18 protein-coding genes and 1 pseudogene are annotated in these 26,686 nt (G+C 38.5%); 7 read left to right on the top strand and 12 right to left on the bottom strand.

Annotation, left to right across the window (positions count from 1 at the left end; genetic code table 11):
- Window positions 1-44: 44 nt before the first annotated feature.
- Together CWC14_RS04575 and CWC14_RS04580 are read left to right on the top strand one after the other, a co-directional pair.
- Window positions 45-1,079, top strand: coding sequence for a patatin-like phospholipase family protein (locus tag CWC14_RS04575; RefSeq protein ID WP_138561534.1), 1,035 nt, complete (start codon window positions 45-47; stop codon window positions 1,077-1,079).
- Window positions 1,072-1,749 carry a DUF4145 domain-containing protein gene (locus CWC14_RS04580; RefSeq protein ID WP_212746543.1) on the top strand — a complete coding sequence of 226 codons (678 nt, stop codon included), beginning with the start codon at window positions 1,072-1,074 and terminating at the stop codon, window positions 1,747-1,749. Before CWC14_RS04575 ends, CWC14_RS04580 begins: the two co-directional genes overlap by 8 nt.
- Before the next feature lie 162 nt (window positions 1,750-1,911).
- Here the strand turns inward: CWC14_RS04580 and CWC14_RS04585 are convergent, their stop codons facing one another.
- The 12 genes and pseudogenes from CWC14_RS04585 to CWC14_RS04640 all read right to left on the bottom strand — a co-directional run bounded on the left by CWC14_RS04585 (window position 1,912) and on the right by CWC14_RS04640 (window position 19,813).
- Entirely contained in the window at window positions 1,912-2,475 is a 564-nt protein-coding gene (locus CWC14_RS04585) for a lipid-binding SYLF domain-containing protein (protein ID WP_138561536.1), read from the bottom strand.
- Between the two features lie 355 nt (window positions 2,476-2,830).
- Window positions 2,831-3,673, bottom strand: coding sequence for a hypothetical protein (locus CWC14_RS04590; RefSeq protein WP_138561538.1), 843 nt, complete (start codon window positions 3,671-3,673; stop codon window positions 2,831-2,833).
- A 114-nt stretch (window positions 3,674-3,787) separates the two neighbouring features.
- Complete coding sequence (locus tag CWC14_RS04595; protein ID WP_212746544.1) at window positions 3,788-5,614, bottom strand: AbiJ-related protein; 1,827 nt, start codon at window positions 5,612-5,614, stop codon at window positions 3,788-3,790.
- Window positions 5,615-5,660: 46 nt separating this feature from the next.
- A complete protein-coding gene (locus CWC14_RS04600) occupies window positions 5,661-8,981 on the bottom strand; it encodes a type I restriction endonuclease subunit R (RefSeq protein WP_138561540.1) in 3,321 nt (1,106 codons plus the stop codon).
- 9 nt (window positions 8,982-8,990) lie between these two features.
- Entirely contained in the window at window positions 8,991-10,457 is a 1,467-nt protein-coding gene (locus CWC14_RS04605; RefSeq protein WP_138561542.1) for a hypothetical protein, read from the bottom strand.
- Between the two features lies 1 nt (window position 10,458).
- Entirely contained in the window at window positions 10,459-11,991 is a 1,533-nt protein-coding gene (locus CWC14_RS19395) for a restriction endonuclease subunit S (protein ID WP_212746545.1), read from the bottom strand.
- Window positions 11,981-13,024, bottom strand: a pseudogene (locus CWC14_RS04615) (N-6 DNA methylase); the annotation flags it as partial. The pseudogene CWC14_RS04615 and the gene CWC14_RS19395, both read right to left, overlap by 11 nt.
- Window positions 13,025-13,161: 137 nt before the next feature.
- Window positions 13,162-13,410 carry a hypothetical protein gene (locus tag CWC14_RS04620; protein ID WP_138561544.1) on the bottom strand — a complete coding sequence of 83 codons (249 nt, stop codon included), beginning with the start codon at window positions 13,408-13,410 and terminating at the stop codon, window positions 13,162-13,164.
- A 39-nt stretch (window positions 13,411-13,449) separates the two neighbouring features.
- Window positions 13,450-13,854 carry a DUF6262 family protein gene (locus tag CWC14_RS04625; RefSeq protein WP_138561546.1) on the bottom strand — a complete coding sequence of 135 codons (405 nt, stop codon included), beginning with the start codon at window positions 13,852-13,854 and terminating at the stop codon, window positions 13,450-13,452.
- A 1-nt stretch (window position 13,855) separates the two neighbouring features.
- Window positions 13,856-15,850 (bottom strand): hypothetical protein, encoded by a 1,995-nt coding sequence (locus tag CWC14_RS04630; RefSeq protein WP_138561548.1) that lies wholly within the window; start codon window positions 15,848-15,850, stop codon window positions 13,856-13,858.
- The gene (locus tag CWC14_RS04635; protein WP_138561550.1) at window positions 15,847-18,435 is read right to left on the bottom strand and encodes a hypothetical protein; all 2,589 of its coding nucleotides are present in this window, start codon (window positions 18,433-18,435) and stop codon (window positions 15,847-15,849) included. Before CWC14_RS04635 ends, CWC14_RS04630 begins: the two co-directional genes overlap by 4 nt.
- Window positions 18,428-19,813, bottom strand: coding sequence for a tyrosine-type recombinase/integrase (locus CWC14_RS04640; RefSeq protein WP_138561552.1), 1,386 nt, complete (start codon window positions 19,811-19,813; stop codon window positions 18,428-18,430). The genes CWC14_RS04635 and CWC14_RS04640 overlap by 8 nt, the downstream gene beginning before the upstream one ends.
- Window positions 19,814-20,046: 233 nt before the next feature.
- On the opposite strand from CWC14_RS04640, the gene CWC14_RS04645 reads away from it, so the two are divergent.
- From CWC14_RS04645 to CWC14_RS04665, 5 genes are all read left to right on the top strand, one after another.
- Window positions 20,047-20,664 carry a restriction endonuclease subunit S gene (locus CWC14_RS04645; protein ID WP_138561554.1) on the top strand — a complete coding sequence of 206 codons (618 nt, stop codon included), beginning with the start codon at window positions 20,047-20,049 and terminating at the stop codon, window positions 20,662-20,664.
- Window positions 20,665-20,717: 53 nt separating this feature from the next.
- Window positions 20,718-22,238, top strand: coding sequence for a type I restriction-modification system subunit M (locus tag CWC14_RS04650; protein WP_138561557.1), 1,521 nt, complete (start codon window positions 20,718-20,720; stop codon window positions 22,236-22,238).
- Between the two features lie 26 nt (window positions 22,239-22,264).
- Window positions 22,265-23,467: a restriction endonuclease subunit S gene (locus CWC14_RS04655; RefSeq protein ID WP_024603956.1), complete on the top strand. Its 1,203-nt coding sequence runs from the start codon at window positions 22,265-22,267 to the stop codon at window positions 23,465-23,467.
- A gap of 152 nt (window positions 23,468-23,619) precedes the next feature.
- Window positions 23,620-24,636 (top strand): RhuM family protein, encoded by a 1,017-nt coding sequence (rhuM, locus tag CWC14_RS04660; protein ID WP_024603957.1) that lies wholly within the window; start codon window positions 23,620-23,622, stop codon window positions 24,634-24,636.
- The coding region (locus tag CWC14_RS04665; RefSeq protein ID WP_249928698.1) for a type I restriction endonuclease subunit R at window positions 24,620-26,686 on the top strand (2,067 nt) is incomplete at its 3' end. The genes rhuM and CWC14_RS04665, both read left to right, overlap by 17 nt.

Consider the following 26,686-nt stretch of genomic DNA (forward strand, 5'->3'; position numbering starts at 1 on the left):
ACTTAAACAACATTAAGCTGCGACTCTACAGGTAGTATTTTTAGATGATCGACATTTATGCAGGTAAAACTGCAGCAAAAATAATAAACGAACAAGGGTTTAAACCTGAGCTTTTTACCTCGTTTTTAGGGGCAAGTGGTGGCCCTAAATGGTTTACCTTGTTTGGTTTAGATAAATATATATTTGGCGAATTTTTTAAACACCGTACTCAACCGCTTAATTTAATTGGATCATCGGCAGGGGCTTTTCGTTCTGCGTGTTTTGCACAAAACGAGCCAGTTGCTGCCATTGAGCGTTTAGCAAAATCGTATTCGCAAACGCGGTATTCTAGTAATAAACCAACACCCGCTGAAATTACACTAAAAGCTCGCTCATTATTAGATGATGTATTTGGGGAGCACGGCGTAACCGAAATTTTAAATAATCCTATTTTTAAAGCGCATTTTATAGTGGCAAAATCGAATGGCTTTATTGCTAGTGAAAATAAATTAATTCAACTTTTAGGTTTATCAAAAAGTTACATGCTTAATCGAGTTAACCGAAAATTATTAGGCTCGCAGTACGAGCGATTTATTTTTGGTGCGCCAAACAGCAATTTATCAATAACCGACAGTTATAATTTTAAAACGCAAAACATACCACTTAGCCAAACAAATTTAAAAGATGCCTTATTAGCATCGGGCTCTATACCACTAGTAATGCAAGGCATAAAAAATATTGCCGGTTCGCCACCAGGAATTTACCGCGATGGCGGCATTATTGATTACCACTTTGATTTAAAAATTAATAACCCAGGCTTAATTTTGTATCCGCATTTTAATTCAGATCCAAAAGCAGGGTGGTTTGATAAAAATTTAAAACGTAAAGTGGCGCCACAAAATTACGATAACGTGGTGATGATCTCCCCATCAAAAGAATTTATAGCCGGCTTACCTTACGGAAAAATCCCAGACAGAAACGACTTTACTGATCTTGATGCAGACACACGTATTAAATATTGGAATACCGTTTTTAGTGAAACTGAAAAATTGGCTGAAGCATTTGATAGTAATTTGAAAAAGGAGAAATATAATGCATAAAAGGTTAAAGCTAGATAACGGTATCACGGTTGACATAGATAAGGCTCCAGATATATGTCCTATTTGTAATCAAGCACAATTACCGGTTAATATTTTTGCAAAACTAACTGGCGATGTTGAAAATAGCAAAACGAAGTTAGAGCTTGCTATGGAATGTATGAACCTTAACTGCGCACGATTATATATTAGTCGTTATAGTAAAACTCGTAGTATATACAATCATAATTTCAAATTTGAAAAATCAATACCAGAGACTTTCAATGTTCCTAATATTCCTCAGGAAATAATAAATATCTCAGAATCATTTGAAAAAATATTTACTCAAGCAAGTGAAGCTGAATCAAGACAATTAGATGAATTAGCTGGTATTGGTTATAGAAAAGCACTTGAATATTTAATTAAAGACTATTGCATTAGTATAAAACCTGAAAAGGAGGAAGATATCAAATCAAATCAATTAAGTCGTGTTATAAATAACTATGTAACAGATGAAAATCTAAAAAATTGTGCAAATAGAGCTGTATGGCTTGGTAATGATGAAACTCATTATATTAGAAAATGGGAAAACCACGACCTTAAAGATTTAAAAATCTTAATTCAATTAACATGTGCGTGGATAGAAACCTCAATTTTAACAAAGAAGTATAATATTGAAATGGATCGTAATTGAGTAAGGGTTGATGACAGTCCATAAAAGGAAATTAAAAAATGGTATGCTTTATATATCTAGTTACTTAACAACCCATAAATTACGTTATGTTAAATTGCAGGGTTTAAATTAAAGTGGGCGTAATCCATAAAACTAGCCCACTTATGATAGGGTTTTGATAGCCTAGTTTAGCTCAGAATCTACCCAAAATTTAGTGCCTTTTAAAACAGCTTGCAGTGCAAGGCCACTTTCGGTTAAAGAGTAAACAGTAACTTGGTCAGCAATAGCTTCGGCAACTAAAGCACCACCTTTACCTTGGTATTTTGCAGCAGCATCGGCATTACCACCGAACGCCCAACCATGTTTAATAAATCTATTTAACGCTGCTTGATCGTGAAAAACCATCACAATATTGAAATCTTTAACACCTAAACCTAAGCCTAAACCAGCTTCACCCATATTCATATAGGTAGATTTTCCGGTTAGGTTATTTTTTACTACACCGTACCCACCACCAAAACTGGCTAAAATAACGTTTACATTGGCATTATCAAATACAGCATAACCGGCAGAGTTTGCGATTTGGGTTTTAACATCTGGTTTTTTTTCGTATAGAGCAGTTAATGTATTCGATTTCATACTTTGTACTAAAGCACGTTTTTCTCCAGGGGAAGCACTGCCTGTAGTAGCGCAACCTGTTAATAAAACGCTAATAACTAACATGCTCAACAGAAGTAATTTTTTCATGATTTTTCCTTTAATAAGGTATATGGTTAATAAATCTGCGTTTAGCATAAATATCAAAAATTCATTATGTCCAATACTAGACTTTGTTTATAGTGATTACTGTGTACTAATTTTTTAATCTAATTATAACAATAAGTTATGTTGAGAATTAAAGTACATGTTGTGTAATTTAATTTCCTTGATCTATGTACTTATTTTACATTGATAATAATGAACAACAGCCAAACGGATTCAAAATTTTAAAGCCAATAATGGGAACTTAGTTAAAAATCGGTAAATATTGTAATTTATTAAAATATTAGCTAAAAGTTGAATGTACTCCCCTATTTGAGGTAAGTGTGCTGCCCCACTCTGATTAAGTCATGCAATGTTGAATGAAATCTTGTGAAGCAGCTAGTTCACGATATATAACTACCTGCCGATGGTTGTATCCTAAATAGGTTTCCAGATCCTTACATTGCTCATTAATTTTATCCCCTATATTAATTTCTAGCCCTTTATAGCTCTTAATAATAGCTTTTAAGTTATTAATAATTTCTCCGCCTTTACCTCTAAATCTTTCCAATAGATCTAGATTCTCATAATGATTTTTAATTAGATTAAACACATCATCAGTCACATCGTCAGGCTGTTCTAAATAGAACCTTGGCATCCAATTGGCTTCAAATCTTACTTTAAGATAATGTGATTTGGGTAAGTCATCTATAAACAAATTTAAAAATAACTGTGAGCCTTTATCATCAACAAATTTATCTGATTTTTTTCTATTACAATCACTACAACATGGAAATAAGTTTTTAGGGTGAACAGAATACTCTGGGAATTCCGTCTGACCTAGTACATGATCCATTGAGTCAACATCATTTATAGTACAGTTTTGACAAGTATTAAAAATATGATCTCTATGATGAGGGTGTGTAGTAAGTGTACTTTTTAATGCTTGAATTCTTTTATTTCTATAATTATATAAAGACTTTAAATTAACTTTATTATTCTCACTGTATGGCATGCTCTGCATTAAAGCTAGCGAGTCCATATCGAATGCATCATCGTAATCTTCAAAGTATTGTGATTGAGTATCAGAAATTACAGCAAGCTCTTCTTTAATATCTGGTTTTGACTCTGTATTCCTTTTAGACTTAACAATACCTTTGTAGAAAGAGAAAGAGTCTTCTTCATAAGCTCTAATTTTTAGCATTATTTTCAACTAAAACCTGAAGGTACAATCGTACGTTTAAACTCAGCGGTAAATTATCTTCTTTTAATATTTCAAGAACTTCATCGTATGTTTTATAACGCCTTACTAGCTTTTTCATCGTTGTTTCATAAAATTTAGGGATTGATCTATTACCAAAACTTCCTCCGTAATTACGGAGAGGTTTTCCCCAAACGATTCAACGCCAATTTTTTTCACCGAGGGGATACTTTCTTCTCGGGAAAGAACTAAAACATCTCGAGAAAACATCTCTTGGATAATTATTGGAGAGTGGGTAGCAATAACGCAGTAAGATTCAAATTCATTAATAAGCTCTGCTATGCCGTTCATTAGTTGACTAATAGCATTTGGGTGAAGATGAGTTTCAGGTTCATCAAATAACAGTAAACTATCAAGTCTAATATTCGCTACGATTTCAGAAACTACATAAAGAACAATAGATTGACCTGAACTTAGTGACTCCCTAGCTTTACTAAACCCATGCGCATCAAAGTAAAGTTTGTCACTATCTACAGGATCAAGTTTAATAAATAGCTCTATCAACTCAGGTTCTAAAAAATTAGATATAACTTTTTTCCACTTTTCTAATCGGCCAAGAGTAGTTATTCTTTTCCACGTATGATGGAATTTTTGCAACTGACCTTTCTTACTTCTTAGATCCCCTTTTTCATCCCTTAAACCACAATAAATATAATTAAAATTTGATGTCTTTTTTGGTAATTCAAAATTATCAAATGTGCTATAAGAAACGGCTATAATTTTACTATAAATCGGTTTGTGAGGACTTAAAAGTTCGCTTTTTTCCTTTGCTATTTCTAAAGGTAAAGTGGTAAGTAATTGTGTTTTTCCAGCACCATTTTTGCCTATCAAGGCAATCATTCTTTTTGGTAAAAGACTGTCTGTCGAAAATTTAAAAGGGACATCAATACATGAATCGGCATATTTAGGACAAAATTTATATGTAAAGGAATATAAGTTATTTAAATCAGAACCATAAATCATTGGCTTTGCTGTTCTATGTATTCTTTCAGCTTCATCATCTCTAGTTAGAGACTGTTTAAACACATTTGTGTTTTCAAACTCTTCTGAAATTTCGGTAAAAAAAGCCGCATCTCTTAATGAGTAAAGCACTGATGAAAGTGATTTCTCAAAAGTTTTATTTAAGTTCTTATAATAATCTTCATCCTGTCCAAGTGAAACGAACTCTTCACCTAAAGAAAAAAACTCAGACGGTAGAGCTTGTATTGTATAATTATTTTTATTACTGGCTATTTTAACAAGGCCCAAGTCTACTTTTTGTTTGTTATTAAAAAGAACTAATACAAACGAAGTTTCATGTGAATAGTCATCCCAATTATCTGCTATTAGGAGAAAATATTTACTTGGCTTTTCATTATCAACTTCTAAAGTATTGACATAACGACCTACTCTCATGTTTGGATATGCGACTACATAAAAAGGGATTTTATTAATTGGAACATCACTTGGTCTATCTAGAGTATCTTTATTCATTAACTCGAGAACAGGGTAATCACCTTCATAACTTATAGTAGCAAGGGTTAGATCTTCACTTTCTAAAATACCGTTAATTTTCTCAATATAATAGTAAGTCTGCTCGGGAGAGGTTTGATACTTTGGTAGTAAAAAAACTTCTAAGAATTTTATAAACTTAGTTTCGTCATCAAGAAGCTTTAAACGTTGCTCAAATAATTCATGATAATCCCAATCATCATTATTGATTGTATGCTGAATTATGTCACCCTCAGCATTTTTAAATCTGCTGTCCTCAGACGGCATAGACTTTAGGTCCCATATCTCATTTAAGAATGGAATAAACCCTTCATCCCTGTTATTGGCAAAATCAAAAGGCCCTTCTGTAGCAATAATTAAATCTAGTATTATTTTTCTAATTGATGAATTCATTAGATTGCTGATCCCTTTAACTTAAGATACTTATAACCATAACAAGTTATATTCCTTGGTTTACTTTAAAACTCTGCGCTTGCTCAAATATTTCTTTGTACACTTCATCGCGGCTGATTGGTGGGTATTTAAATTTAGCCAACACTAAAATCAGCTCTACTTTAAGTGATGATTTAATATCGTCTCGGTGATTCCAATCAACAAATTTTACTTTGTCGTCTACAATTACTTTTACCGCTTGGGCGAGCTCAATTAGCTTATCTTCGGGGTAGTCAAAGTCGTATTTAACGGCAAGTGCCTTTAACGCGTCGTAAAAGCCTTTTTCTTCAATATCAATACCTAGCTCATCACCGGCGTTCATTTCGTCGCGTATGCTATAAATCATATCAACCATGCTTTCTGAAAAGTCATCAAGTACGCTACTCACAAGTACGTCATCTTCTTTTCGCTCGTTATAGCGCTGTACCAGCGATTCAAAGCGTTTAGTAAAGTCGATACCTTGGGTTTGGTTTACTTTTTTAAGCTCACCGATGGCTTTAGCTAGCATTTGTTGCAGTATTTTAATTTTAGTATTGGGGAGTTTTATTTTTTCTATTTTGGCGATGTAGTCGTCATTAAAAATGTCGATTTCGCCGCCTTCTTCATTGCCGAGTTTAAATACTTCTTCTACGCCGTCGCTTTGTAGGGCTTCGCTTATCATTTCACGTACTTTGGCGTTCATTTGCGCGGTATCGGGCGCTTCACCTTTGGTTAGCTTGTAAATAATAGAGCGAATAGCGAGGTAAAAGTGAATGTGGTTACGCTCGTTTTCGTTAATTTTTTCACTGCCACAACATACATCGTAGGCGGCTTTTAAACGCTTAACTAAATCCATAAAGCGCTTTTGCCGCTTTTCGGTAATTAGTGCAAACTCAGCGGCGTGGTTTAAGCAATTTAATTGGGCAACGGCTTCGCCGGTAAAGTACGCGCTGCTGTCAAATTTATGAAATAACTGAGCAAGTAACGCTAAGTGATTTTTTACTTCAATAACGGAGGCGGTAATGTCTTCAAAGTTGGTTTCGTCTGTTTTTGAATACTGCGCTAACGCTTTATTCATTTCAGATTTAATACCAATGTAATCTACTACTAGACCTTTATCTTTGCCTTCAAACTGGCGATTAACCCGCGAAATGGTTTGTATTAAGCTGTGCTTTTGCAGTGGTTTATCTATGTACATGGTATCTAAAAATGGCACGTCAAAACCGGTTAGCCACATGTCTACCACTATGGCTATTTTAAAGTTTGAGTTTTTGTTTTTAAATTGCTTATCAAGCTCTTTACGCTCGTCTTTACTGCCAAGTAAATTATATAAGCGTTCAACGTCGTCTTTGCCACGCGTCATTACCATTTTTACTTTTTCAGAGGGGGCAGCAATACGGCCTTCGCTAATGGCGCGCTTTCGCTCGGTATCTGATAGTTTTTTCGCGTCATCGGTATCCACTACATCAAACCAATGTGGTCGTAGCTCTTCTAGTTCTTGATACAGCTGATAAGCAATACCACGCGAGCTACACACAAACATCGCCTTGCCAGCAATGGTAGAGCCTTCCTCAACGCGTTTTTCGTAGTGCTGTACAAAGTCTCTTGCTAATACACGTATGCGGTCAGGGTCGCCTAAAATGCTATTCATGTTAGCGGTGGCTTTTTTACTGTCTTCTATTTGCAGCTCGTTACTGCCTGCATCGGCGCATTCTTTGTAATAGGCTTCAATTTCTGCCAGCTTGCTATTGTTTAAACACACCTTAGCGGCGCGCCCTTCGTAAACAATGCGTACGGTTATTTCATCTTTAACCGACTCAGTCATAGTGTATGAGTCAACCACTTCACCAAATACATCTAAAGTCGCGTCTACTGGCGTGCCAGTAAAACCAACATAAGTGGCATTGGGCAGTGAGTCGTGCAGGTATTTAGCAAAACCAAAGGTCTTTTTTACACCCTTTTCGGTAATGGTAATTTTTTGATCAAGATTAACTTGGCTACGATGCGCTTCATCAGAAATACAAATAACGTTAGTGCGGTCGGTTAATAACTGGGTGTCTTCGGTAAACTTATGAATAGTGGTTAAAAATACACCGCCACTGTTACGGCCCTCTAATAACTCACGTAAGTGAGTCCGGCTGGTAACAGTTTTTACCGTGTCATCACCAATGTAGGTTTTAGCATTACCAAACTGCTGCGAAAGTTGGTCGTCTAAATCGGTTCGGTCGGTAATTAAAATAATGGTGGGGCTTTTAAGTTCAACGCTTTTCATCAATAAGCGTGTTAAAAATTGCATGGTGTAACTTTTACCGCACCCCGTTGCGCCAAAGTACGTACCGCCTTTACCATCACCTTGTGGTTTTAAATGCTGCTTTATATTTTCAAACAGTTTATTAGCCGCATAATATTGCGGGTAACGCGGAACAATTTTTATCTCTTTTTTACCCGCGCTTTTATTATCAGAATCGGGGAAGAATACAAAATTACGCATAACATCGCGCAAGCGCGCTTTATCAAACAAACCCTGCAATAAGGTATGTAACGAGTTAATACCCTCTTGCGCGGTTAGCTCTTGCCCCGTTACTTTTCCCCACGAGTAAAAAAACTGATACGGCGCAAATAAGTTACCCATTTTGTTGTTTACGCCATCACTTATAACGCACAAGGTATTAAACACAAATAGCTGAGGGATAGCGCGCCTATAGCGAATAGTTAACTGCTCATACGCTTCAAAAATAGGGGCCTGTTCGCGTATTGCGCTTTTAAATTCAAACACCACCAATGGCAAGCCGTTTACATATAAAATGCCATCGGGAATACGCAGCTCAATATTGTCGTAGCTTGTGGGGCTTTCTATTTCTAACTGAGTAACAAAGCGATAAATGTTATCGTCTTGCAGGTAAGTAACGCTTGCTTCATTCACGTTATCGAGAGCCATATTATCTAAAGCAGCCATAGCATTCCCTGCTATTAAGCTACTTTTAATGCCTTGCTCAACGTTATCGTAATCTAGCAGCTGAATATATAAATCTTTTTGCGCTGCGTTGCCTGCCACCATGCCACGCTCGCGTGTCAGTAAAAAGCCATCACTTAGCCACTTACAAAAGGTTTTATTGCTCTCGTATAAATCACTGGCAGGCAGCTTTTCAAGCTTTGCAATTATTGAGTCTACTTCACCCGTTGTAATATTATTTTTAGCATAACGCTTGCTTAAAAAAGCACGTAAGTCGTCTTTAATTAATACGTCGCTATTATTGCGAGTAAGCTCACCGCCTAATAAATGCGGGTAGCCTTGCTCGCCTAACAACTCAACCACCGCTTGTTCTAATTTGGCTTCAGTAAATTTCATTAAACATCCTTATTTAATAATCCCTTTAAGCTTCTCCAAAGAACTTATCATTTTATCTAAGCCTTCATGCGCTGGTGTTTTATCTTCATGTTTTTTGTCTAAAGTATCGGAAGCATTTGCAGAAACTGCATCGATTGCAGCAGAAAGAAGCTTCTCCATTAATTCTTCTTTCCTGTCTGGTACATTCAAATTATCTATCTGGGTTTTAAAATTTTGATATGATTTAGCTAGAGCTTCTTTGTGAGCATACTCTTGCTGTAATCTTTGCACTTCGCTTCGCCTTTTAGAAGCAAATAGAGCTAACCATACTACCGGTACTATGATAGGTAACTTATGAATCAAGCTATTTAATAGTCCACTAAGATCAGTAATATCAACAAATTTAATGATCTCATTCGCAGTCCAAAAACTATCAATGCTTGATAAGAGCGCTGTTAAAGTTAATATAGATACTGCTGAGTAAAATAAATAAGAATATTGCTTAATTGGTTTACTAAATGATTTTCTCATAACTCTATAGGCTGTAGCTAAACCTGCACTTGTTGCGCCAGGTAGTAATTCTTCAATTTGGGAATTTAATGCTTGATAACGAATTTGTTGTTGCTTCTTAAAGCTATCTAGTTCCTCTTTCCTCTTACTAATCTCTAACTTTAAACCACCATTCAAATTTCCATCTTCATCTTCAATACCATGAACATCCCTGTAGAATAGCTTCAGCTCCTTAAGTTTACTCTCAGTATCATGAAGCATTGTTTCTATTAATTTTTTACTGTCTTCAGACTCAACTTTAGCTTCCTCTATTATTTCTTTAATTGAATCGCTACCGCTGCCTAAAAGTTCAGTTTGATAATCAGAAATTTGCGAGTAATAATCACTAAACTTGGTAAACATTGAATCTATTTTTGATTCTAGGGCGTCTTCAGATTCATTACCTACAAAATACTGTTGGCGTAAATCAGTAATTTCTGCATGGAAGCCTTTTAATTCGGAGTACTTTTCTTCAGTTGAATTTCTATACTCTTCAAATTCATCTAAATACTCAGTTGATTTTCTCTTAAAGTTTTCTAACCCTTGAGCCACTGTCTTTGAATATCCACGAAAAGCTGCTTGTGTAGCTTTAACTGCTTTTGCTGATTCAACTGTATAGGGACGAACATAAGTTAATAAATTATCGGCATATGTATTTGCTTTAATAACATGCTGAATATTTCGGTTATTATTATAGTTTGTTATTTCTTGTAGACATGATTGAGACTGAGTTCGGAAAGAATCCCAGGTAGTAAGAGGTACTAACTCAGGGTCAATAGAATCAATTAAAACATCTAAGAAAGTAATTACTTTTCTTAATCGAGCTAATTCCTCAACATTTGTAATTATGGTTTCGTCATCGACCTGAGAGTCTTCAATTGTGGTTTTTAAGTTACTCCAAACATTCTGAAATGGATGGTTATCAAATTCTTCAAGCCAACGGCTCATTTTAAATATCCTTATTTATTGTAATCTCACCAGCAATCAACTTCGGAAGAAGAGTATCCCTGAGTTTAGTTAATGTTTTTGTTTGTGTTTGATTTCTTGCAACCCCAGACATGATGTTTCCAGCAATAGATTCAAATGCATCTAAGATTTTATTATTGGAGTAAACGCAATATGTCTTCGCTACATCTTCTGGTTTTATTGCAGGGTAAGCAGCACCATCAGCAATGCGCGTGAACTCTTGAATACAATCATCATTAGTTAAAGAAAAATATGCAAAAGCTCTACAATTTTGATTATTTGCTCTAACTACTGCAAACCCTGTACTACCCGTTAAATTATCTTCATTCACATAAGCAAAAGATCTATTTGCAGGCCTAACTACACCTATGATTGTGTCATGTGGTCGCAATATTCTTCTTGCTCGACTTGGTGCTTCAGAAAAACTATATTCTATAGCTTCACCCACAGCCCCATTTTTAGCGTTAGCCAAATCAACATATTTAACTACCTCAGGTGCGTTTTTTTTAGTCCAAGATTCTGGGTTTATTTTGCATAGTTCATCAATAGTTTTTGACTCCCACCCCTTTGGTATCCAGCCTAGTTGTTCGTTGTGCTCGAACTCATTGGGGAAGTGGGTGTTGGCGTGTTGCGCTAATATTTTAGGGTTGGCGCTCACGTTTGCTTTCACGGGTGTTTCAGCGGTTTTACCTAATATTTGCACTGCTGCTTGTGTTGCTTCTTTTGTTGGTAGCTGTGCTTGTAACTCGTGAGCGAGTGCAATGAGTGACGCTTTGCATTCGGCCGCATTTTCTAAACTGTTCAGTACCGCTAAGCGACGCTGCGCTTTTAGTTTTAAATTGTCAGGCAAGCGGTTTTCAAGGCTTTCTAACTTAAAATCAACACTAGCAAGGAGATTGTCGAACACAGGATCAAAATCAACAAACCAGCTTTTAAATAACGCCTGTGCCATTTGTTCTAAGGTTTGGTTGGTTTCGTTGTTTAAAAATATTTTATCGTCAAGAGATTCAAGGCAATCCGCAATGTTTTTTTGAATTATTAAAGGTGGTTTAGAAACCTCTAATGTTTCAATCATCGTTTTAGTTAAAGCATTTCGCGTAGCCCCTGCACTAGCAAGATTTAATAAAACCTTTTGCATAAATGGGCTTGAAATCACATAACGTAAATACCTCGCATCAAACTCTTTTGGGTTTGGCCTGATAATAGCGACATGTTGATTTACCCTTGCAGGTAAATACCTCTCTACTGCAAGACATACCCTAGCAACTGAATCACCTGTAATGTTTAATAAAATATCATTTTTTTCGATTACCACATTTTTTAATTTTTTTGCAGCATCTTCATCTATGTAAACAAGTCCTTGAGATTTAAACCCATCGTTGTAGATGTTTTGACTTCGAATTAAGCATATTTCACCGTACTCTTTATAGACACTACTTCCGCCTCTTGGTGTAGCACCACTACCAATTTTTACACAATAATCACCTAAAGAAACCAATGGCCAATCACTCCCCATAACCCAACGCCTCCAAATTCTTACGAATCGCTTTATCAAGCTCATCGCTTTGGTTCATTTGGCTATAAAGGGTTTGACTAAGTTCATTCATTTTGGTTTCGAACGGGATGCCGTCATCTACAATAGCGGCAGCGCCGACATAGCGCCCAGGGGTAAGTACGTAGTCGTTCGCTTTAATATCGGCAAGGGTGGCTGATTTACAGTAACCGGCGACATCTTGGTACTCTTGCTCTGTATCTAAGCTTAGCTCTTCGCCGCGCCATATATGGTAGGTTTCGGTTATTTTAGCTATGTCGTCGTTAGTGAGCTCTTTTAAGGTGCGGTTAACCATAGAGCCCATTTCGCGGGCGTCTATAAATAGCGTTTCGCCTTGGCGGTCGCGGCGTTTTAGAATGCCTTTTTCGTTATTACCGCGTTTGTCTTTACTTATAAACCATAAACACACCGGAATTTGCGTGGTGTAAAACAGCTGCCCTGGTAGGGCTATCATACAATCGACTAAATCGTTTTCAATTATTTTTTGGCGAATATCGCCCTCGCCACTGGTGTTAGAGCTCATTGAGCCATTAGCCAGTACAAAACCTGCGGTGCCATGCTCGCTAAGTTTTGAGATCATATGCATGATCCACGCATAGTTGGCATTACCGGTAGGCGGTGTTGGATAACCTGCCCAGCGGGCATCGTCGACGAGTTCGTTATCGGCGCGCCACTGTTTTTGGTTAAACGGTGGGTTTGCCATTATGTAATCGGCTTTTAGGTCGGGGTGTTGATCTTTAAAAAAGGTGTCACCCGCTACATCGCCTAAGTTGCCCGAAATACCACGCACAGCTAGGTTCATTTTTGCCAGTTTATAGGTGGTGTTGGTGTACTCTTGCCCGTAAATAGATATGTTTTTTTGGTTGCCATTATGGCTATTAATAAACTTAAGCGATTGCACAAACATACCGCCCGAGCCACAACAGGGGTCGTAAATTTTGCCTTCGAATGGTTCAATCATATCGGCTATTAGGGTAACAATAGACTTAGGCGTATAGATAATGTCGTTTTCGACAATTGAAAAATTGTTACCACCCCGTACTTATTGACTTGAAGAGTGGTAACAGTTTTTGAGGAATTTACTATAAAAACAGCAGTAAATTTAGGCAGGAAAATACACTTTTGTTACTAAATCTATCGCTTTTTATTGGATTGAGATAACACCGAACCTGCAAGTTCTTTTGTATTTTTACTGTACTTATCGCTTTGCAACACCTTTGATGCGAAGTCTTCCATGTCAGCACCTGTTTGCTTGCTAGTTCCTTTTTGTGACAGAGCAGAACCAGCTAATTTTTTGGCAGTCTTAGAAGCATTAGGGTCGGTTAATGTTTTAGCAGCCTTAGATGCCACACTTTGGGATGTCTTCTTTGTGTTTTTACTCATAGTAAATACCTCATTGGTTGTTAATTTAATTATGTAAATTTAGGGTCCGTGTTTTAGCCTTTCTGCAAAGCCATTACGCTCAGCCAATACCTCATCGTACATGTTATAAACCTGCTGAATGTGCTCCCACAATGACTGATTTTGCGTTCTCAAATCCTCAGCTAGCGCTTTATAATCAAGGTTCGATTTTTTTAATGATTCAACTTCTTTCTTAAGCTGCTCATTTTCAGTACCAACAGCAATAGCCTCTGCTTTATTTTTTTGCTGCTTTTGTGCAGTCTGAATATCCGGGATTTTCTCAGGGTTAAACTTGTAAATTGCCGAGTTTGAAATTCCTAATCGTTTCGCTACTTGGCTAACATTAATTTTTTCGTTATTGGCTATCATTTCAGACAAAGCCGCATCAATTTTGTCTGCCATTGTGATCTCAACTGATTCGCTCATATTAGGCTTCCTTCACTTTTATCGTTAACTGGTCAATGATGATATTGGCGGCTTCAAGGTTGTCTTTTAATGCCGTACTAAAGGCTTTTAATCGCAGCTTTATCTCTGACGGAAATTTTTCAAATGCAGCTAATTGCGATTCACATCGCTTTTTAACAACCAGCCAGTGTGGTAGATGTCGAGGTGTTGCAATGTAGCTATCGCACCATACACAGTGGCTTGGATCTGCTGCATTACGAACTTTACATTCCGATCCCTTAGTACAGTACCCATGCGACACGCCTCTAAAGTTGTTGGTATGTTTAGCAGCAAACGTGATCAACTCTTCCATATTTTTAAAGTGAGGGGTGCTTCCGGTGGTCAGGTCTTCAGCCAGTATTTCAGTCAATTTGGCGATAAAGTTTTGTCCGCCTTTTCCTGCAAGCTTGCCGTCTTGTGCTGCGCTCACCATATCTTCCATTGCTTGCGATATCATAAACTCAGAGAAGCTTTCGGTTAGTCCAATTAGCTCCTCCATAGACTCATATCCCCGTTGACTGTAAACCAATGACATCATGTTCTCTAAATGTTTGTACTGATACTTAATATCGTCTAAATCGCCCAAACGATTTGCAACAATAAACCACGCAAAGGTATGTCTAAATTGATGGGCCGTAAAATTAAATAAATCGCCTTCTTTATAGGACTTCTTAAACTTTTTATGGTTTGAGCTAACCGATTGGTAATTACACCCCATGCGCTCAAGCTCGGCAATATCGTGTTCAGTAACTCTGATCGCAAACATCTTGTTTATGTTGTTAAAGCCATTTTTAGTAGACTTAGTATTTAATGAAAACTCGCAGGATTTTTTATGGGGTGACACACCAAACAAAGTTCGATTACTTAAACCAAACTCTAAATTCAACTTACGCTTTAGTGGCAATAAATCGCTGTGATGCTTAAGTAGCAAGGCTGCACGTTCACGGTAAACAGAGCAAACTCTTGTGAGTAGTTTTACCGCTCGATAAGTGACTTCATTCGTTACCCATTCTAAGCTTTGAGTTTCATCTGTTGTTTTAGACAACAAGGTCTTAATAAAGTATTTACCGTTTCGCTCAATAGCTGAATCATCACTCAGTGCCATTGCTTCGCTATAGCGCATACCTGTATAACTAATCACAAGTACAAACGTATATTTGCGAAGATTTTTAATCAGCCCATAATGTTCGTCTAATTCAGCAGCTTCTTTCTCATTTAATCCGTCAACATATGTCGAGTTTTTAAGATGTTTTTTCGGTGCGAATTCAACGGCATCATTTAGTTTTGTTTGCAAAGTATGCCAATCATCAATGACCTTCTCAGCAGCATTAACGTGCTGTTCACTAGCCTTGAGAACTTGCTTCATTATTTGAATCGGAATGACTGAATGTTTATTTCTGCGCTCTCTCTTTAATAAGGTAAATGGCAAAAAATATTCATTCATTAAATCGAAAAACGGCTCACTTTTAACTACTGAATAAAGCTTCAACCAATAGATTGCCGCTCGAAGTGACTCCGCATAAGATGGATGTTTCTTTACGCCAGATGCTTGAACCAAGTCCAATATAATATTACGCAAACGCAATTCTGGCAGTTGGTCTAAGCTATCAAAGCTCTCGATGCCGTAACGTTCAAGCCATTTCGCAAGGCGTTTTAGGTTAGCAATATTTCTACGAATCGTTGACCACGCAAGCGGCTCCATGCCTTGTCCTGAACCTTGCGTATACATACCAAGTGTTAGGGCTTTAAGTTGATATTTATACTTGGGCCCAACACCGTAAAAAGTTACGGATAAATTGTTGCCTTGCGAGTGCCAAGAATCATCCCCAAATAATGTGATCTGTTTTTTATTAGATCGTATATATTGCCAAAGCACTAACGTTGTGAGTTCGGCATCAATCATTGAATTATAAGGATTGATGCTGATAAGCCCATCAATCTTTAAGCAGACATCTACAGCAGTTGAAATTCCCGTCATAAAATATCTCCCACTGTCTTAACTGATGTAACTGCAAATGCCCAAAACGGATGCATTCCTCTTTCCGCCATCAACTCTTTTCCCTTGGTCACTGCCATCGGATTTTTAATTGCTACTTGCTCTAATATATCATCAACTCGCTGATGCAATGCCGTAATCGCTTCCTGCTGAAATTCATTATTTTCAATATCAGAAATACTGGCCTTCATATCTACCAACACATAATCACGATAACTAAGCAACTGCCAAACATGGTCTGGGTCTGCTACTGTTCTAAAGTGCTTGCACCACACACAAGCCAAAAAGTCACTACACCATCCATTGTCCTTACTGCCTGATAGATGCCGATGTTCTTTACCGTATTGTGATGCCTCTGCATCGTTACCTTGTGATGCACACTCACCAGTTGGCGTTTTTTGAGTGCTACCGTCATCAACCATTAACACCTTAATTTCCGGGTCAATTTCTCGACCTGTAAAATAACGCTGCATGACATCTACTGCTGTGTGCAGAGTTTGTTGTGTTTTTTCTTCGCTCACTCGTTGGTAGTGCTTGATGAACGTATCGAAGGTATGAAGTTTTGCCGATTCGTATGCTCGCATTTGCTTAGCAACTTCACGGTAGAGATGATTTGCACCATTTTTACGAATTCTCATTGAATCGTAATCGACAGTGCAGCCTAGTCGATTTAAAATAATTTTAATGTAAACAACTATATTGGCGGCTAGAACACGGTTTACGTTAGCTTTCTCTTTGGAAATAAAAAGGTATTGCTGTGTATGATGATCACCAAGATGCCGATAACTATGAGTTAACGTGTCTCGTACATATACAATGTCACGCATAACACTATTTACAGTTCGTCCATCTAATGGATAAGTGTCGGTGTCATATCCTTTTCTTGGCTTTTGAATTAATACTGCAATACTTTTTTTTGCCGTAGGTAGAGAAACATCATTAATATCACTCAGTTCAATATCTGCCATCGGCGACGTATTCCAGCAGCTTTTAACTTGGATGCGTGCAAAATATAATGCGAGTAATTGTTTAACGTTATCCGTTTCCTTAATCCCTTTTTCAATATAAAAGATCAGTTCTTTTAATTCATCGTCACTGTATAAATCTTCAATTTTCATTCTTCTGGCGTGACGTTGATAGCGCTTAAACGACAGTTTGTAAGCTTCAACTACAGACTGTCCTGTAATTCCCATTACCCATCTTATTGTTTCAAAATAAGACGTGCCCATTCTTATGCTTATGATTTTGCTTTTAACATCTGATTGAATACGTTGAAACACACTTTTTTGTATACGGTTTTTATCTAAGCTGAGACACTTAAAGCCATATTTCTTAAGGTGCTCAGAAAAGTCAGGTAAAACAAACTTTATCAATAATCGCTTCAGTATTATGAAACGACTATGCAAAGTAATCATTCCATAATTCTTCTCTGGCAAAAGTTTGGTTTCAGAACGATGAATTTCTAATAACTCTCTCATAATTTCTGGACACTGGTTTGCCAACTCAGAGCAGTTGACATGCCTATGTACTCTTTCTTTTTCAAAATAAAAAGGCAGCAAATATTCAATGTAATCATGACGATAAATATCATGCCCAAGGTGCTGTTTTAGCAATAGCAGTAACTCATTGAACTGTCTTTTACTTAGTAAATTTTTTGCTTTTTTAAGCAAAGAAAATTTATCTTGCCTAAAGCCATCTAAACCGACACCAATTAGGTCTTTTTTGTTTTTTATAGCGATTATACGAATACTATTCACAGTAGCAGTGAAGCGGTGTGTCATTGCAGAAACACTGTGTTCTAGCTCACCTTTAAACTTATCTGAGTTAGCAAGCGCTTGTAGCTGCTCAACTAACACAGGCTCAATATCGTTTAAATCAGCAACCTCTATGGATTTATCATTAATGGTGATTCTAACAACTTTAAAATTACCGGGGTGATATACGCCAAGCACCGAGAATAATGCTGACTGAAGTAAGCAGTGCTTATCTTTAATTGGGTATTCGTTAAAGATTTGTCTAAAGTGCGTGGGTGAGTTAAACCAAAGCAAACCCTGTTCACACAGTTGCTCAGCAATAGAAGGCGTTGCTTCACATAGTAACTGTAAACATTTTTGAGCCATTTGTGCGTAAGAGAGAGAGGTACTTCTTGCAAGCATTGACTGCTCACCCCATGCACTTATGGCATCGTTAAGCTCTTTACCCAAACGGAAACTCTTGCGATACCAATGCAATAAATCAATGTTTGTATCAAATACAAAAACGCTGCTAGGTCTTGAGTTTGCCTTGGTAATTGCACTTGCAAAGTGAAATAAACAGAGCCTGAACATCAAGTCATCTTCGTGTGGTATACTTTGTGCCAATATCTCTAACTTAAGCCAATAATCATCACGAAATAGTGAGTGAACATCTTGTATTAAACTCTGGCAATGGTTTCGCAACACTGAATGACGCAGCAACAGCCGTTTTACAAAGCTAATATGCAATTTAATCCGCTTGCTGTTTTCATCAGTTAAATAACTGCTTAACTGTTCTTCTAACGATGATAAGTCGATTACGGTATCAAGCATCGGCATCTCCTGGTTGCTCAGCAAGAAATGCATCTTCTTGCAGTGGAACAACAAACTCACCAAACAATTTATCTACCCAACTCGCCATTTGCTTATCAAATGTCAGTGAACGAGCGAAATTGATGTACTTCTGAGTCGTTGAAAAATCCGCATGGCCCATCAACTGCATTAACTTGTATTGCACAAAGCCAATGGGCAGATCCTTATGGATCAGAAAGCCAGCAAGGTTTGTTGCAAAAGTTGAACGTAAATCATGAAAATCACGTTTTAGTGTTTTCCCGAATGGCGCTAATTCCTTACGCACTTTTGAGATCACATTACCTATAGATTTACGAGACATGAAATTACCAGAGCGATTAAGAAACAGAGGAGCATCATCACAATTACCATGTTCAAGCTGCCACTTAGCTAATCTACTTTGGTGTTCTTTGCCGTTACGATATTGCCAAAGTGATGTCATCAACCCTTTTGACACCATTATCGTGCGCTCTTTGTCGTACTTGCCAATAATATTTACGTAATAAATCGCTTTATTATCCAAGGCAGAATCAGTAACATGACTAGCGCTAAAAGTAGCAATTTCCTCCGCACGCAGGCCGCATTGCACCGCTAAATCCACTCGCAATTTAGCTCCTTGCTTTTTCAGTTCCTTGCTGGCATAAAGCAGTTTCAATTCATCTTGGCTGTATGGTGATAAACCTGCATCGCCTGATTTCTTTTGCTTATACTTTTTAGGGATCAGCAAATCAGTCGTGGTAATAGTAAAGCCTTTTTCCTCGCTACCGTAGTCAGTAAATAGCAAGTCTAAACCGCCATCCTTGCGCTTTTTCTTAATGACCTTGGTTTTATATTTGAATGGCACTTTATCAATTCTGCGTTGCTTTCTTGCCCATTCGTAAAACTGCCTAACATGGTTGATGTATAGGTTTGCCGTATCTCGGTCAATATCCTTTGCAATCACTTGCTCTATAAGGTGCTTACGATAGCGGTACACAGGAAGCCAATATTTCGCTTTATCACTGTCACTTACGGCATAAACCTCATGCCAGTCCACGTTATTCTTCTCAACCCATTGCAAAAACAAACTCATCGAATTTGCTAATGACTGCACAGTAATAAGCGATACGCCACCAAGAGGGTTCTTTTTACCGCCACGTTTAGGCGGCATGAAAAGCCCTTTATATCGGTGCTCTAAGAATAAATTGATTTCGAGAGCATCCTGAATTCGAACCAGTGATAACACTCTAGGGAAACGCTCAACAATGTGATCTTCATGAAAAGCGATAGTGCGTTGACCTTTTTCATCAACGGTCGATACGTAAGGCAGGCTGCCTAAATTTACAGTTTGTTTTACAACTTTGGGATAATTGCTACTCAAATTAAATGCTCCATTACAATACTGCAAAATATACGCATGAGCATTTAAGGTGTCAACAACAAATTGCAGTATTTGATTACTGCAAAAATAAATTGACCTAGCCAACAATGTCAGCCACAATAATTTTCATTAAATTAATTCCGATTTTGTAACGCCAGTTGGTCATATCTCATTGGTGTTTATTTACTTTTTGAGCAAATCGGTTTGCTGAACACAACCAAGGTTTAACGTTCATGAATGCAAAAATGCGCCAAGCTACTGAAGAGCTGCGCCTTAGTGATATTGCCGATATCCGCTTAGGCCACCCTTTTCGTGGCACGGTGAAGCAATACGACAATGGTGACGTAAATGTTGTTCAGGTAAGGGATACCGAGCCAACAGGTGAGATCAATCAATACACTATGGTTGAAACCGTATTAAATACGAAGAAACAACCCGACTGGTTACAAAATGGCGATGTGTTATTTGTCGCTAAAGGGGCAAAACATTACAGCGTATTAGTAGAACAGGTATTAGAGCGCACAGTCTGCTCACCACATTTTTTTGTGGTACGTTTAAAGCCTGAGTTTAAAGATGTCATCGTGCCCGATTTCTTATGTTGGCAGCTTAACCAGCAACCTGCACAGCGCTATTTTAAAGCGACTGCTGAAGGTTCAATGTACCTAAGTATTCGCAGGCAAGTGCTGGAGAACGTGCCTATTAAGGTACTTAAGTTACAAAAGCAAAAACAACTCGCTGCAATGCACCGTTGCGGTGTGAGAGAGCAAAAAGTATTACAAAAGCTGATTGAAAATAGACAGCAACAACTAGAAGCCATTGCTATTCACGCACTTGAAAGCTCATGCGTTTGAAAGAGAGCCTAAAACAAAACAGATTTAAAAATTAATAACAAGGACTAAAGAATATGACCAAAACCAACCAAATCAATCAGGACGATATTAATAAAGCGGTGTGGAACGCCTGCGACACCTTCCGTGGTGTGATCAGTGCCGACACCTATAAAGACTTCATCCTCACCATGTTGTTTTTAAAATACATCTCTGATGTATACAAAGACGAATACAATAAACTGGTTGCTCAATATGGTGACAATCCAGATTTAATCCACGCCATGATGTCTAAGCAGCGTTTTGTACTTCCAGAAGGCGCAAGTTTTTGGGATTTATACGAAAAGCGTTATGAAGCAGGCAATGGTGAGCGAATCGATAAAGCCTTACATGCTATTGAAGAAGCCAACGGCAGTAAGCTTAAAAACGTATTCCAAGACATCAGCTTTAACACCGACCGCTTAGGCCAAGAAAAACAAAAGAACGACTTACTTCGTCACTTGTTAGAAGACTTTGGTAAAGACATCTTAAACCTAAGCACAGAGCGTGTAGGCAGTTTAGATATTATCGGTAACGCCTATGAATACCTTATTAAACACTTTGCCGCAGGCAGTGGCGCTACCGCTGGTGAATACTATACCCCGCCTGAGGTCTCAACCCTTTTAGCCACCGTTTTAGAGCCCGTTGAAGGCGACCAAATCTGCGACCCATGTACAGGCAGTGGCTCGCTGCTTTTAAAATGTGGCGCTATGGTGCGCAAAAACGCTGGCTCTAAAAAATACGCATTATTTGGGCAAGAAGCGATTGGTTCAACTTGGGCGCTCGCCAAAATGAATATGTTCCTTCACGGTGAAGACAACCACCGTATTGAATGGGGCGACACCATTCGTAACCCACTGTTACTTGATAAAGACGGCAACGGCTTATTGCACTTTGATGTAGTAACAGCCAACCCGCCGTTCAGCCTCGATAAGTGGGGTCATGATGATGCAAGTAGCGACCCTTACGGGCGTTTTCGCCGTGGTGTACCACCTAAAACTAAAGGTGATTATGCGTTTATCAGCCACATGATAGAAACCCTTAAACCAGAAACAGGAAGAATGGCCGTGGTTGTGCCACATGGGGTGTTATTTAGAGCATCAAGCGAAGGTAAAATTCGTAAGCAGCTGATTGAAGAAAACTTGCTTGATACCGTAATCGGCCTACCAGAAAAGCTGTTTTTTGGTACAGGCATTCCAGCCGCGATTTTAATATTTAAAAAGCAAAAAACGGATGAAAACGTATTGTTTATTGATGCCAGTCGTGAGTTTAAGTCAGGCAAAAACCAAAACCAGTTAACGGCAGACAACATTCAAAAAGTTATCGACACCTACAAGGCTCGTGAAAGCGTTGATAAATACGCCTACCTAGCCAGTTTTGATGAGATCAAAGAGAACGACTTTAACCTAAACATCCCTCGTTACGTTGATACCTTTGAAGAAGAAGCTGAAATTGATTTAGTGGCAGTACGCACAGAGCGTGTCCAGTTACAAAGCGAGTTAAAAACACTGGAAGCGGAAATGGAAGGCTATTTAAAGGAGCTGGGTTATGGTGCCTAATGGAATGAAAAGTCGGGAGGAAAATCATGGGTGAATTTGAACAAACCCGCTTAGGGAATTTATGTGACTTTACACAAGGTGTACAAATAGCTGATAAAGATACTATCAAACAGCCGCAAGATGGATATGTCAGATATATCTATATTAGAGATTTATTCACAGACAAGTTTCCCGTTTATGTGAAGGATGTATATCCAAATAAGCTATTACTCAGTGGTGATATTGTAATGGTTAATACTGGAAACACATCGGGTAGCGTTTATCAGGCGAAGGAAGGTGTATTGTGTAACAATGCATTTAAAATAGCAGTTAAAAGCTCAAAACTTAATAAGTTAGACAAAGGGTTCCTTTGGGTATATCTAAACAGTGACGCTCGTGAGCGAATGCTTAAAAGGCTATTCAATCCGGCAGGACAACCTCACGTTGGACATAAGAATGTTGCTAGATTGGATATATCACTTCCACCACTCCCAGAACAACGCAAAATCGCCAAAATCCTATCTACGTGGGATAAAGCGATTAGCACCACTGAGCGCCTAATCGACAACAGCAAACAGCAGAAAAAAGCCCTAATGCAACAACTGCTCACGGGCGCTCATACCCAAAGAAAGCGCCTACTTGATGATTCAGGTAAACCGTTTGAGGGAGAGTGGGAAGAAGTTAAGTTGGCTGATGTCGTTGAATTTAATAACGGTAAAGGTCACGAAAAGCATATTGTTGAAGATGGCAAATACTTAGTCGTAAATTCTAAATATATTTCATCTGATGGACTCGTGAAAAAAACTACTGACTCCGCCTTTTGCTTAGCTAATGTGGGAGATGTTTTAATGGTCATGAGTGATGTGCCAAATGGAAAGGCTATTGCAAAATGTTTGTACGTGGATACTTCTGAAAAATTCACTGTAAATCAGCGTGTTGCTAGATTTCGTCCAAAATCAATCAACTCAATCTTTTTATATTACACCTTAAACAGAAATAGCTATTACTTACAATTTGACGATGGTGTAAAACAAACAAATCTTCGCAAAGATGAGGTGTTGGATTGTCCAGTTTTTAGACCAAGTGATGAAGAGCAACAAAAAATTGCCTCTGTATTAGTTAATGCAGACCAAGAAATCGAGTTATTAGAACAACAACTCGCAGACCTAAAACAAGAGAAAAAAGCGCTGATGCAGCAACTATTAACAGGCAAGCGCAGAGTAAAAGTGGATGATAAGGAGGTCGCGTGATCACGCAAAAGCGACCTCGCACTATTCAAATCTTTTTGCCTACGGGCGACCCTGCGGGTATTCGCATTGCTGAGACAAATTAACACAGCCCGATAATTGCAGGTAGGCAGCTAGTTAGCGTGAACTAGCTATAAAAAGGAGTATATAGACCTATGACAGATGAACTCATTCTTTACACCACTGATGATGGGCAGTCGCAGTTTGTGCTACGCACGCTGGATGGTAATGTGTGGCTTACACAACTTGAAATAGCGCAGCTATATCAAACCAGTAAGCAAAATATTAGCAAGCACGTAAAAAGCGTATTAACAGAGAATGAGCTGTCTGAGGCCGCAGTTGTCAACTCTAAGTTTACAACTGCGGCAGATGGTAAAGAGTACCTTACCCAGCTGTATGCACTGCCAATGATTATTGCTGTAGGTTACCGTGTTCGCTCAACCCGAGGCACGCAATTTAGGCAATGGGCAACTCGCACCTTAAGCGAGTATTTAAGCAAAGGGTTTGCGATGGATGATGAGCGACTTAAAGACCCCAAATGGGATTATTTTGATGAGTTGCTTAAACGTATTCGCGACATACGTTCGTCAGAAAAGCGCTTTTATCAGAAAGTGCGTGATTTATTTGCTTTATCTGACGATTATCGTGCCAATGAAAAAGACACCGGTTTATTGTTTGCTGAGGTGCAAAATAAACTATTTTACGCCGCCACCGGGTTTACGGCCGCAGAGTTAGTGATAGAGCGAGCAAACCCTGATCTGCCAAATATGAACCTGACCAATTTTTCGGGCAATCGTGTGCGTAAAGCCGATGTGGTAATAGCTAAAAATTACCTGCAAGCCGATGAGCTAGATAAGCTTAACCGATTAGTTAATATGTTTTTAGAATTTGCCGAGTTAAGAGCAAAAAACAAACAGCGTTTAACGCTTGAGAACTGGCGACAGTATGTAGACAACTTTATAACGTTTAACGAACAAGCTTTACTGGCCAATGCAGGCAAAGTGAGCCGTACACATATGGAAGAAATAGCAAAACAGCGCTATGAGCAGTTTGACAACCATCGTAAATTAGAAGAAGCAACACGCGAAGATGAGCGCGAACTGCAAGCATTAGAACAATTACAACAACGCTTACAGCAACAACAAAGGAACAAGGATGACCATGCCAAATAAGGTTAAAAGCAGTGTTAAATTTCAAGAAGAGTTTAGCGCAAAAATTCCTGCGCTAACGTTGCTGATTAACTTAGGCTATACGTTTATTCCACCGAGTGAGTGTGAAGCTCTTCGCGGGAACACGTTAGCAGGTAACAAAAAAAGTACCCATCAGGTGGTGTTGTTACCTGTGATGCGTGCCTTTTTAGCCAAACAGACGTTTTCGTTTGCAGGTAAGCAGCATACGCTCTCAGAAGCGGCCATTGATAAGGTAATGCATGAGCTGAACCCTGCTATGAACTTGGGGCTAAAAGCCGCTAACGAGAAAATTTATGATGCGCTAATGTATGGCGTGAGTGTGACTGAATTTATTGATGGTAAAAAAGCATCCCCCACTATTAGGCTGATTGATTGGCATAATATTGATAAAAATGCGTTTCATTGTACCGAAGAGTTAGTAGTACAAAATGCCGAGGGTACGGGCAACCGTAGACCTGACATTGTGTGTTTTGTAAATGGTTTGCCATTAGTGGTGATTGAGGCAAAACGCCCCGATTCAAACAAAGAAGGTAAATCGACCAACTTTGCAGCAATCTCTCAGCATATTCGTAACCAAAAGCAAGATGAAATACCGCATTTATATGCCTACAGCCAGTTATTATTGGCCATAAACGGGCATGAGGGCTTGTATGCAACGTGCGGCACCCCTGAGAAGTTTTGGGCAAAGTGGAAAGAAGAGCATATACCGGAAGCTGAGTTTGTCAGGCTTAAAAACCATACATTGCGTGATGAGCAATTAAATGCACTGTTTAATCATCGCCCTGCAAAAGATAAAACAGATTACCAGTCGCTTATTGCCGCAGGTGAGCTGACGGTAACCGACCAAGATAGGCTGATTGTAAGTTTATTACGCCCTGAACGCTTATTAGATATGACCCGCCTGTTTACCTTATTTGATAAAAAAGCTGGCAAGATTGTAGCTCGATACCAGCAGGTGTTTGGTATAAAAGCACTTATTGAGCGAATTAATACATTTGATGACTCTTCTTCCGCTCGCGGCGCTGGCGCACGTCAAGGCGGTGTTATTTGGCATACTACGGGCAGTGGTAAGTCGTTTACTATGGTGTTTTTATCCAAAGCGCTTATTTGGCTTGAAGAGCTAGCGCAGTGCCGCGTAATTATTGTGACTGACCGCGTTGATTTAGAAGACCAGCTAAGCCGTACGTTTGCTTCTGGTGGTGTACTGACCGACCGCGATAAAAAAGATGCGATGGCGACCACAGGTAAGCGTTTGGCCGAGCAAATTGGTCAAGGTAACGAACGGGTTATTTTCTCGATCATTAATAAGTTTGGCTCTGCCATAAAACACAAAGACTGTTACAACGATAGCCCTAATATTATTGTATTAGTGGATGAAGGTCACCGCAGCCAAAACGGTGAAAATAATATCCGTATGCAGCAAACCCTACCTAAAGCGGCTTTTATCGCCTTTACAGGTACGCCGCTATTAAAAGACGATAAGACCGAAAACAAGTTCGGTAAGATCATTCACTCTTACACGATGCAACAAGCGGTTGAAGATAAAACCGTAACCCCACTTTTGTATGAAGAGCGTATACCAGAGCTAAACGTTAACGACAAAGCCATTGATGCGTGGTTTGAACGCAGTACCAGTAAGCTGAGCGACAAACAAAAAACCGATTTAAAAAGAAAGTTTTCGCAAAAAGGTCAGATTTATCAAACTGCCGATCGCATTATGTTAATTGCCTATGATATTGCCGACCATTTTCAAAACTTTAAGCATCAAGGTTTAAAAGGTCAATTAGCCTGTGACTCTAAAGCCTCTGCAATACGTTATAAAGAGGCTTTAGATAAAATTGGCACCGTGACATCAGTTGTTGCAATGTCGGCTCCTGACACGCGGGAGGGGCATGATGTAGTTGATCAAGAAAGCAAAGACATTGTGCAAAACTGGTGGAAAGCCAATGTTGATAAGATGGATGAAAAAGCCTACACCAAAGCCATTATTGAAGACTTTGGCAGAGATGACGGCCCTGACATCATGATAGTG

It is taken from the genome of Pseudoalteromonas sp. S3260 (assembly GCF_005886925.1).
In the GTDB taxonomy this organism is placed as follows: Bacteria; Pseudomonadota; Gammaproteobacteria; order Enterobacterales; family Alteromonadaceae; genus Pseudoalteromonas; species Pseudoalteromonas tetraodonis.

What these genes read in the sequence shown, in the direction of transcription:
- CWC14_RS04575 (WP_138561534.1), top strand. Translation starts at nt 45, where the DNA reads ATGATCGACATTTATGCAGGTAAAACTGCAGCAAAAATAATAAACGAA.
- CWC14_RS04580 (WP_212746543.1), top strand. Translation starts at nt 1,072, where the DNA reads ATGCATAAAAGGTTAAAGCTAGATAACGGTATCACGGTTGACATAGAT.
- CWC14_RS04585 (WP_138561536.1), bottom strand. Translation starts at nt 2,475, where the DNA reads ATGAAAAAATTACTTCTGTTGAGCATGTTAGTTATTAGCGTTTTATTA.
- CWC14_RS04590 (WP_138561538.1), bottom strand. Translation starts at nt 3,673, where the DNA reads ATGCTAAAAATTAGAGCTTATGAAGAAGACTCTTTCTCTTTCTACAAA.
- CWC14_RS04595 (WP_212746544.1), bottom strand. Translation starts at nt 5,614, where the DNA reads ATGAATTCATCAATTAGAAAAATAATACTAGATTTAATTATTGCTACA.
- CWC14_RS04600 (WP_138561540.1), bottom strand. Translation starts at nt 8,981, where the DNA reads ATGAAATTTACTGAAGCCAAATTAGAACAAGCGGTGGTTGAGTTGTTA.
- CWC14_RS04605 (WP_138561542.1), bottom strand. Translation starts at nt 10,457, where the DNA reads ATGAGCCGTTGGCTTGAAGAATTTGATAACCATCCATTTCAGAATGTT.
- CWC14_RS19395 (WP_212746545.1), bottom strand. Translation starts at nt 11,991, where the DNA reads ATGGGGAGTGATTGGCCATTGGTTTCTTTAGGTGATTATTGTGTAAAA.
- CWC14_RS04620 (WP_138561544.1), bottom strand. Translation starts at nt 13,410, where the DNA reads ATGAGTAAAAACACAAAGAAGACATCCCAAAGTGTGGCATCTAAGGCT.
- CWC14_RS04625 (WP_138561546.1), bottom strand. Translation starts at nt 13,854, where the DNA reads ATGAGCGAATCAGTTGAGATCACAATGGCAGACAAAATTGATGCGGCT.
- CWC14_RS04630 (WP_138561548.1), bottom strand. Translation starts at nt 15,850, where the DNA reads ATGACGGGAATTTCAACTGCTGTAGATGTCTGCTTAAAGATTGATGGG.
- CWC14_RS04635 (WP_138561550.1), bottom strand. Translation starts at nt 18,435, where the DNA reads ATGCTTGATACCGTAATCGACTTATCATCGTTAGAAGAACAGTTAAGC.
- CWC14_RS04645 (WP_138561554.1), top strand. Translation starts at nt 20,047, where the DNA reads ATGAATGCAAAAATGCGCCAAGCTACTGAAGAGCTGCGCCTTAGTGAT.
- CWC14_RS04650 (WP_138561557.1), top strand. Translation starts at nt 20,718, where the DNA reads ATGACCAAAACCAACCAAATCAATCAGGACGATATTAATAAAGCGGTG.
- CWC14_RS04655 (WP_024603956.1), top strand. Translation starts at nt 22,265, where the DNA reads ATGGGTGAATTTGAACAAACCCGCTTAGGGAATTTATGTGACTTTACA.
- rhuM (WP_024603957.1), top strand. Translation starts at nt 23,620, where the DNA reads ATGACAGATGAACTCATTCTTTACACCACTGATGATGGGCAGTCGCAG.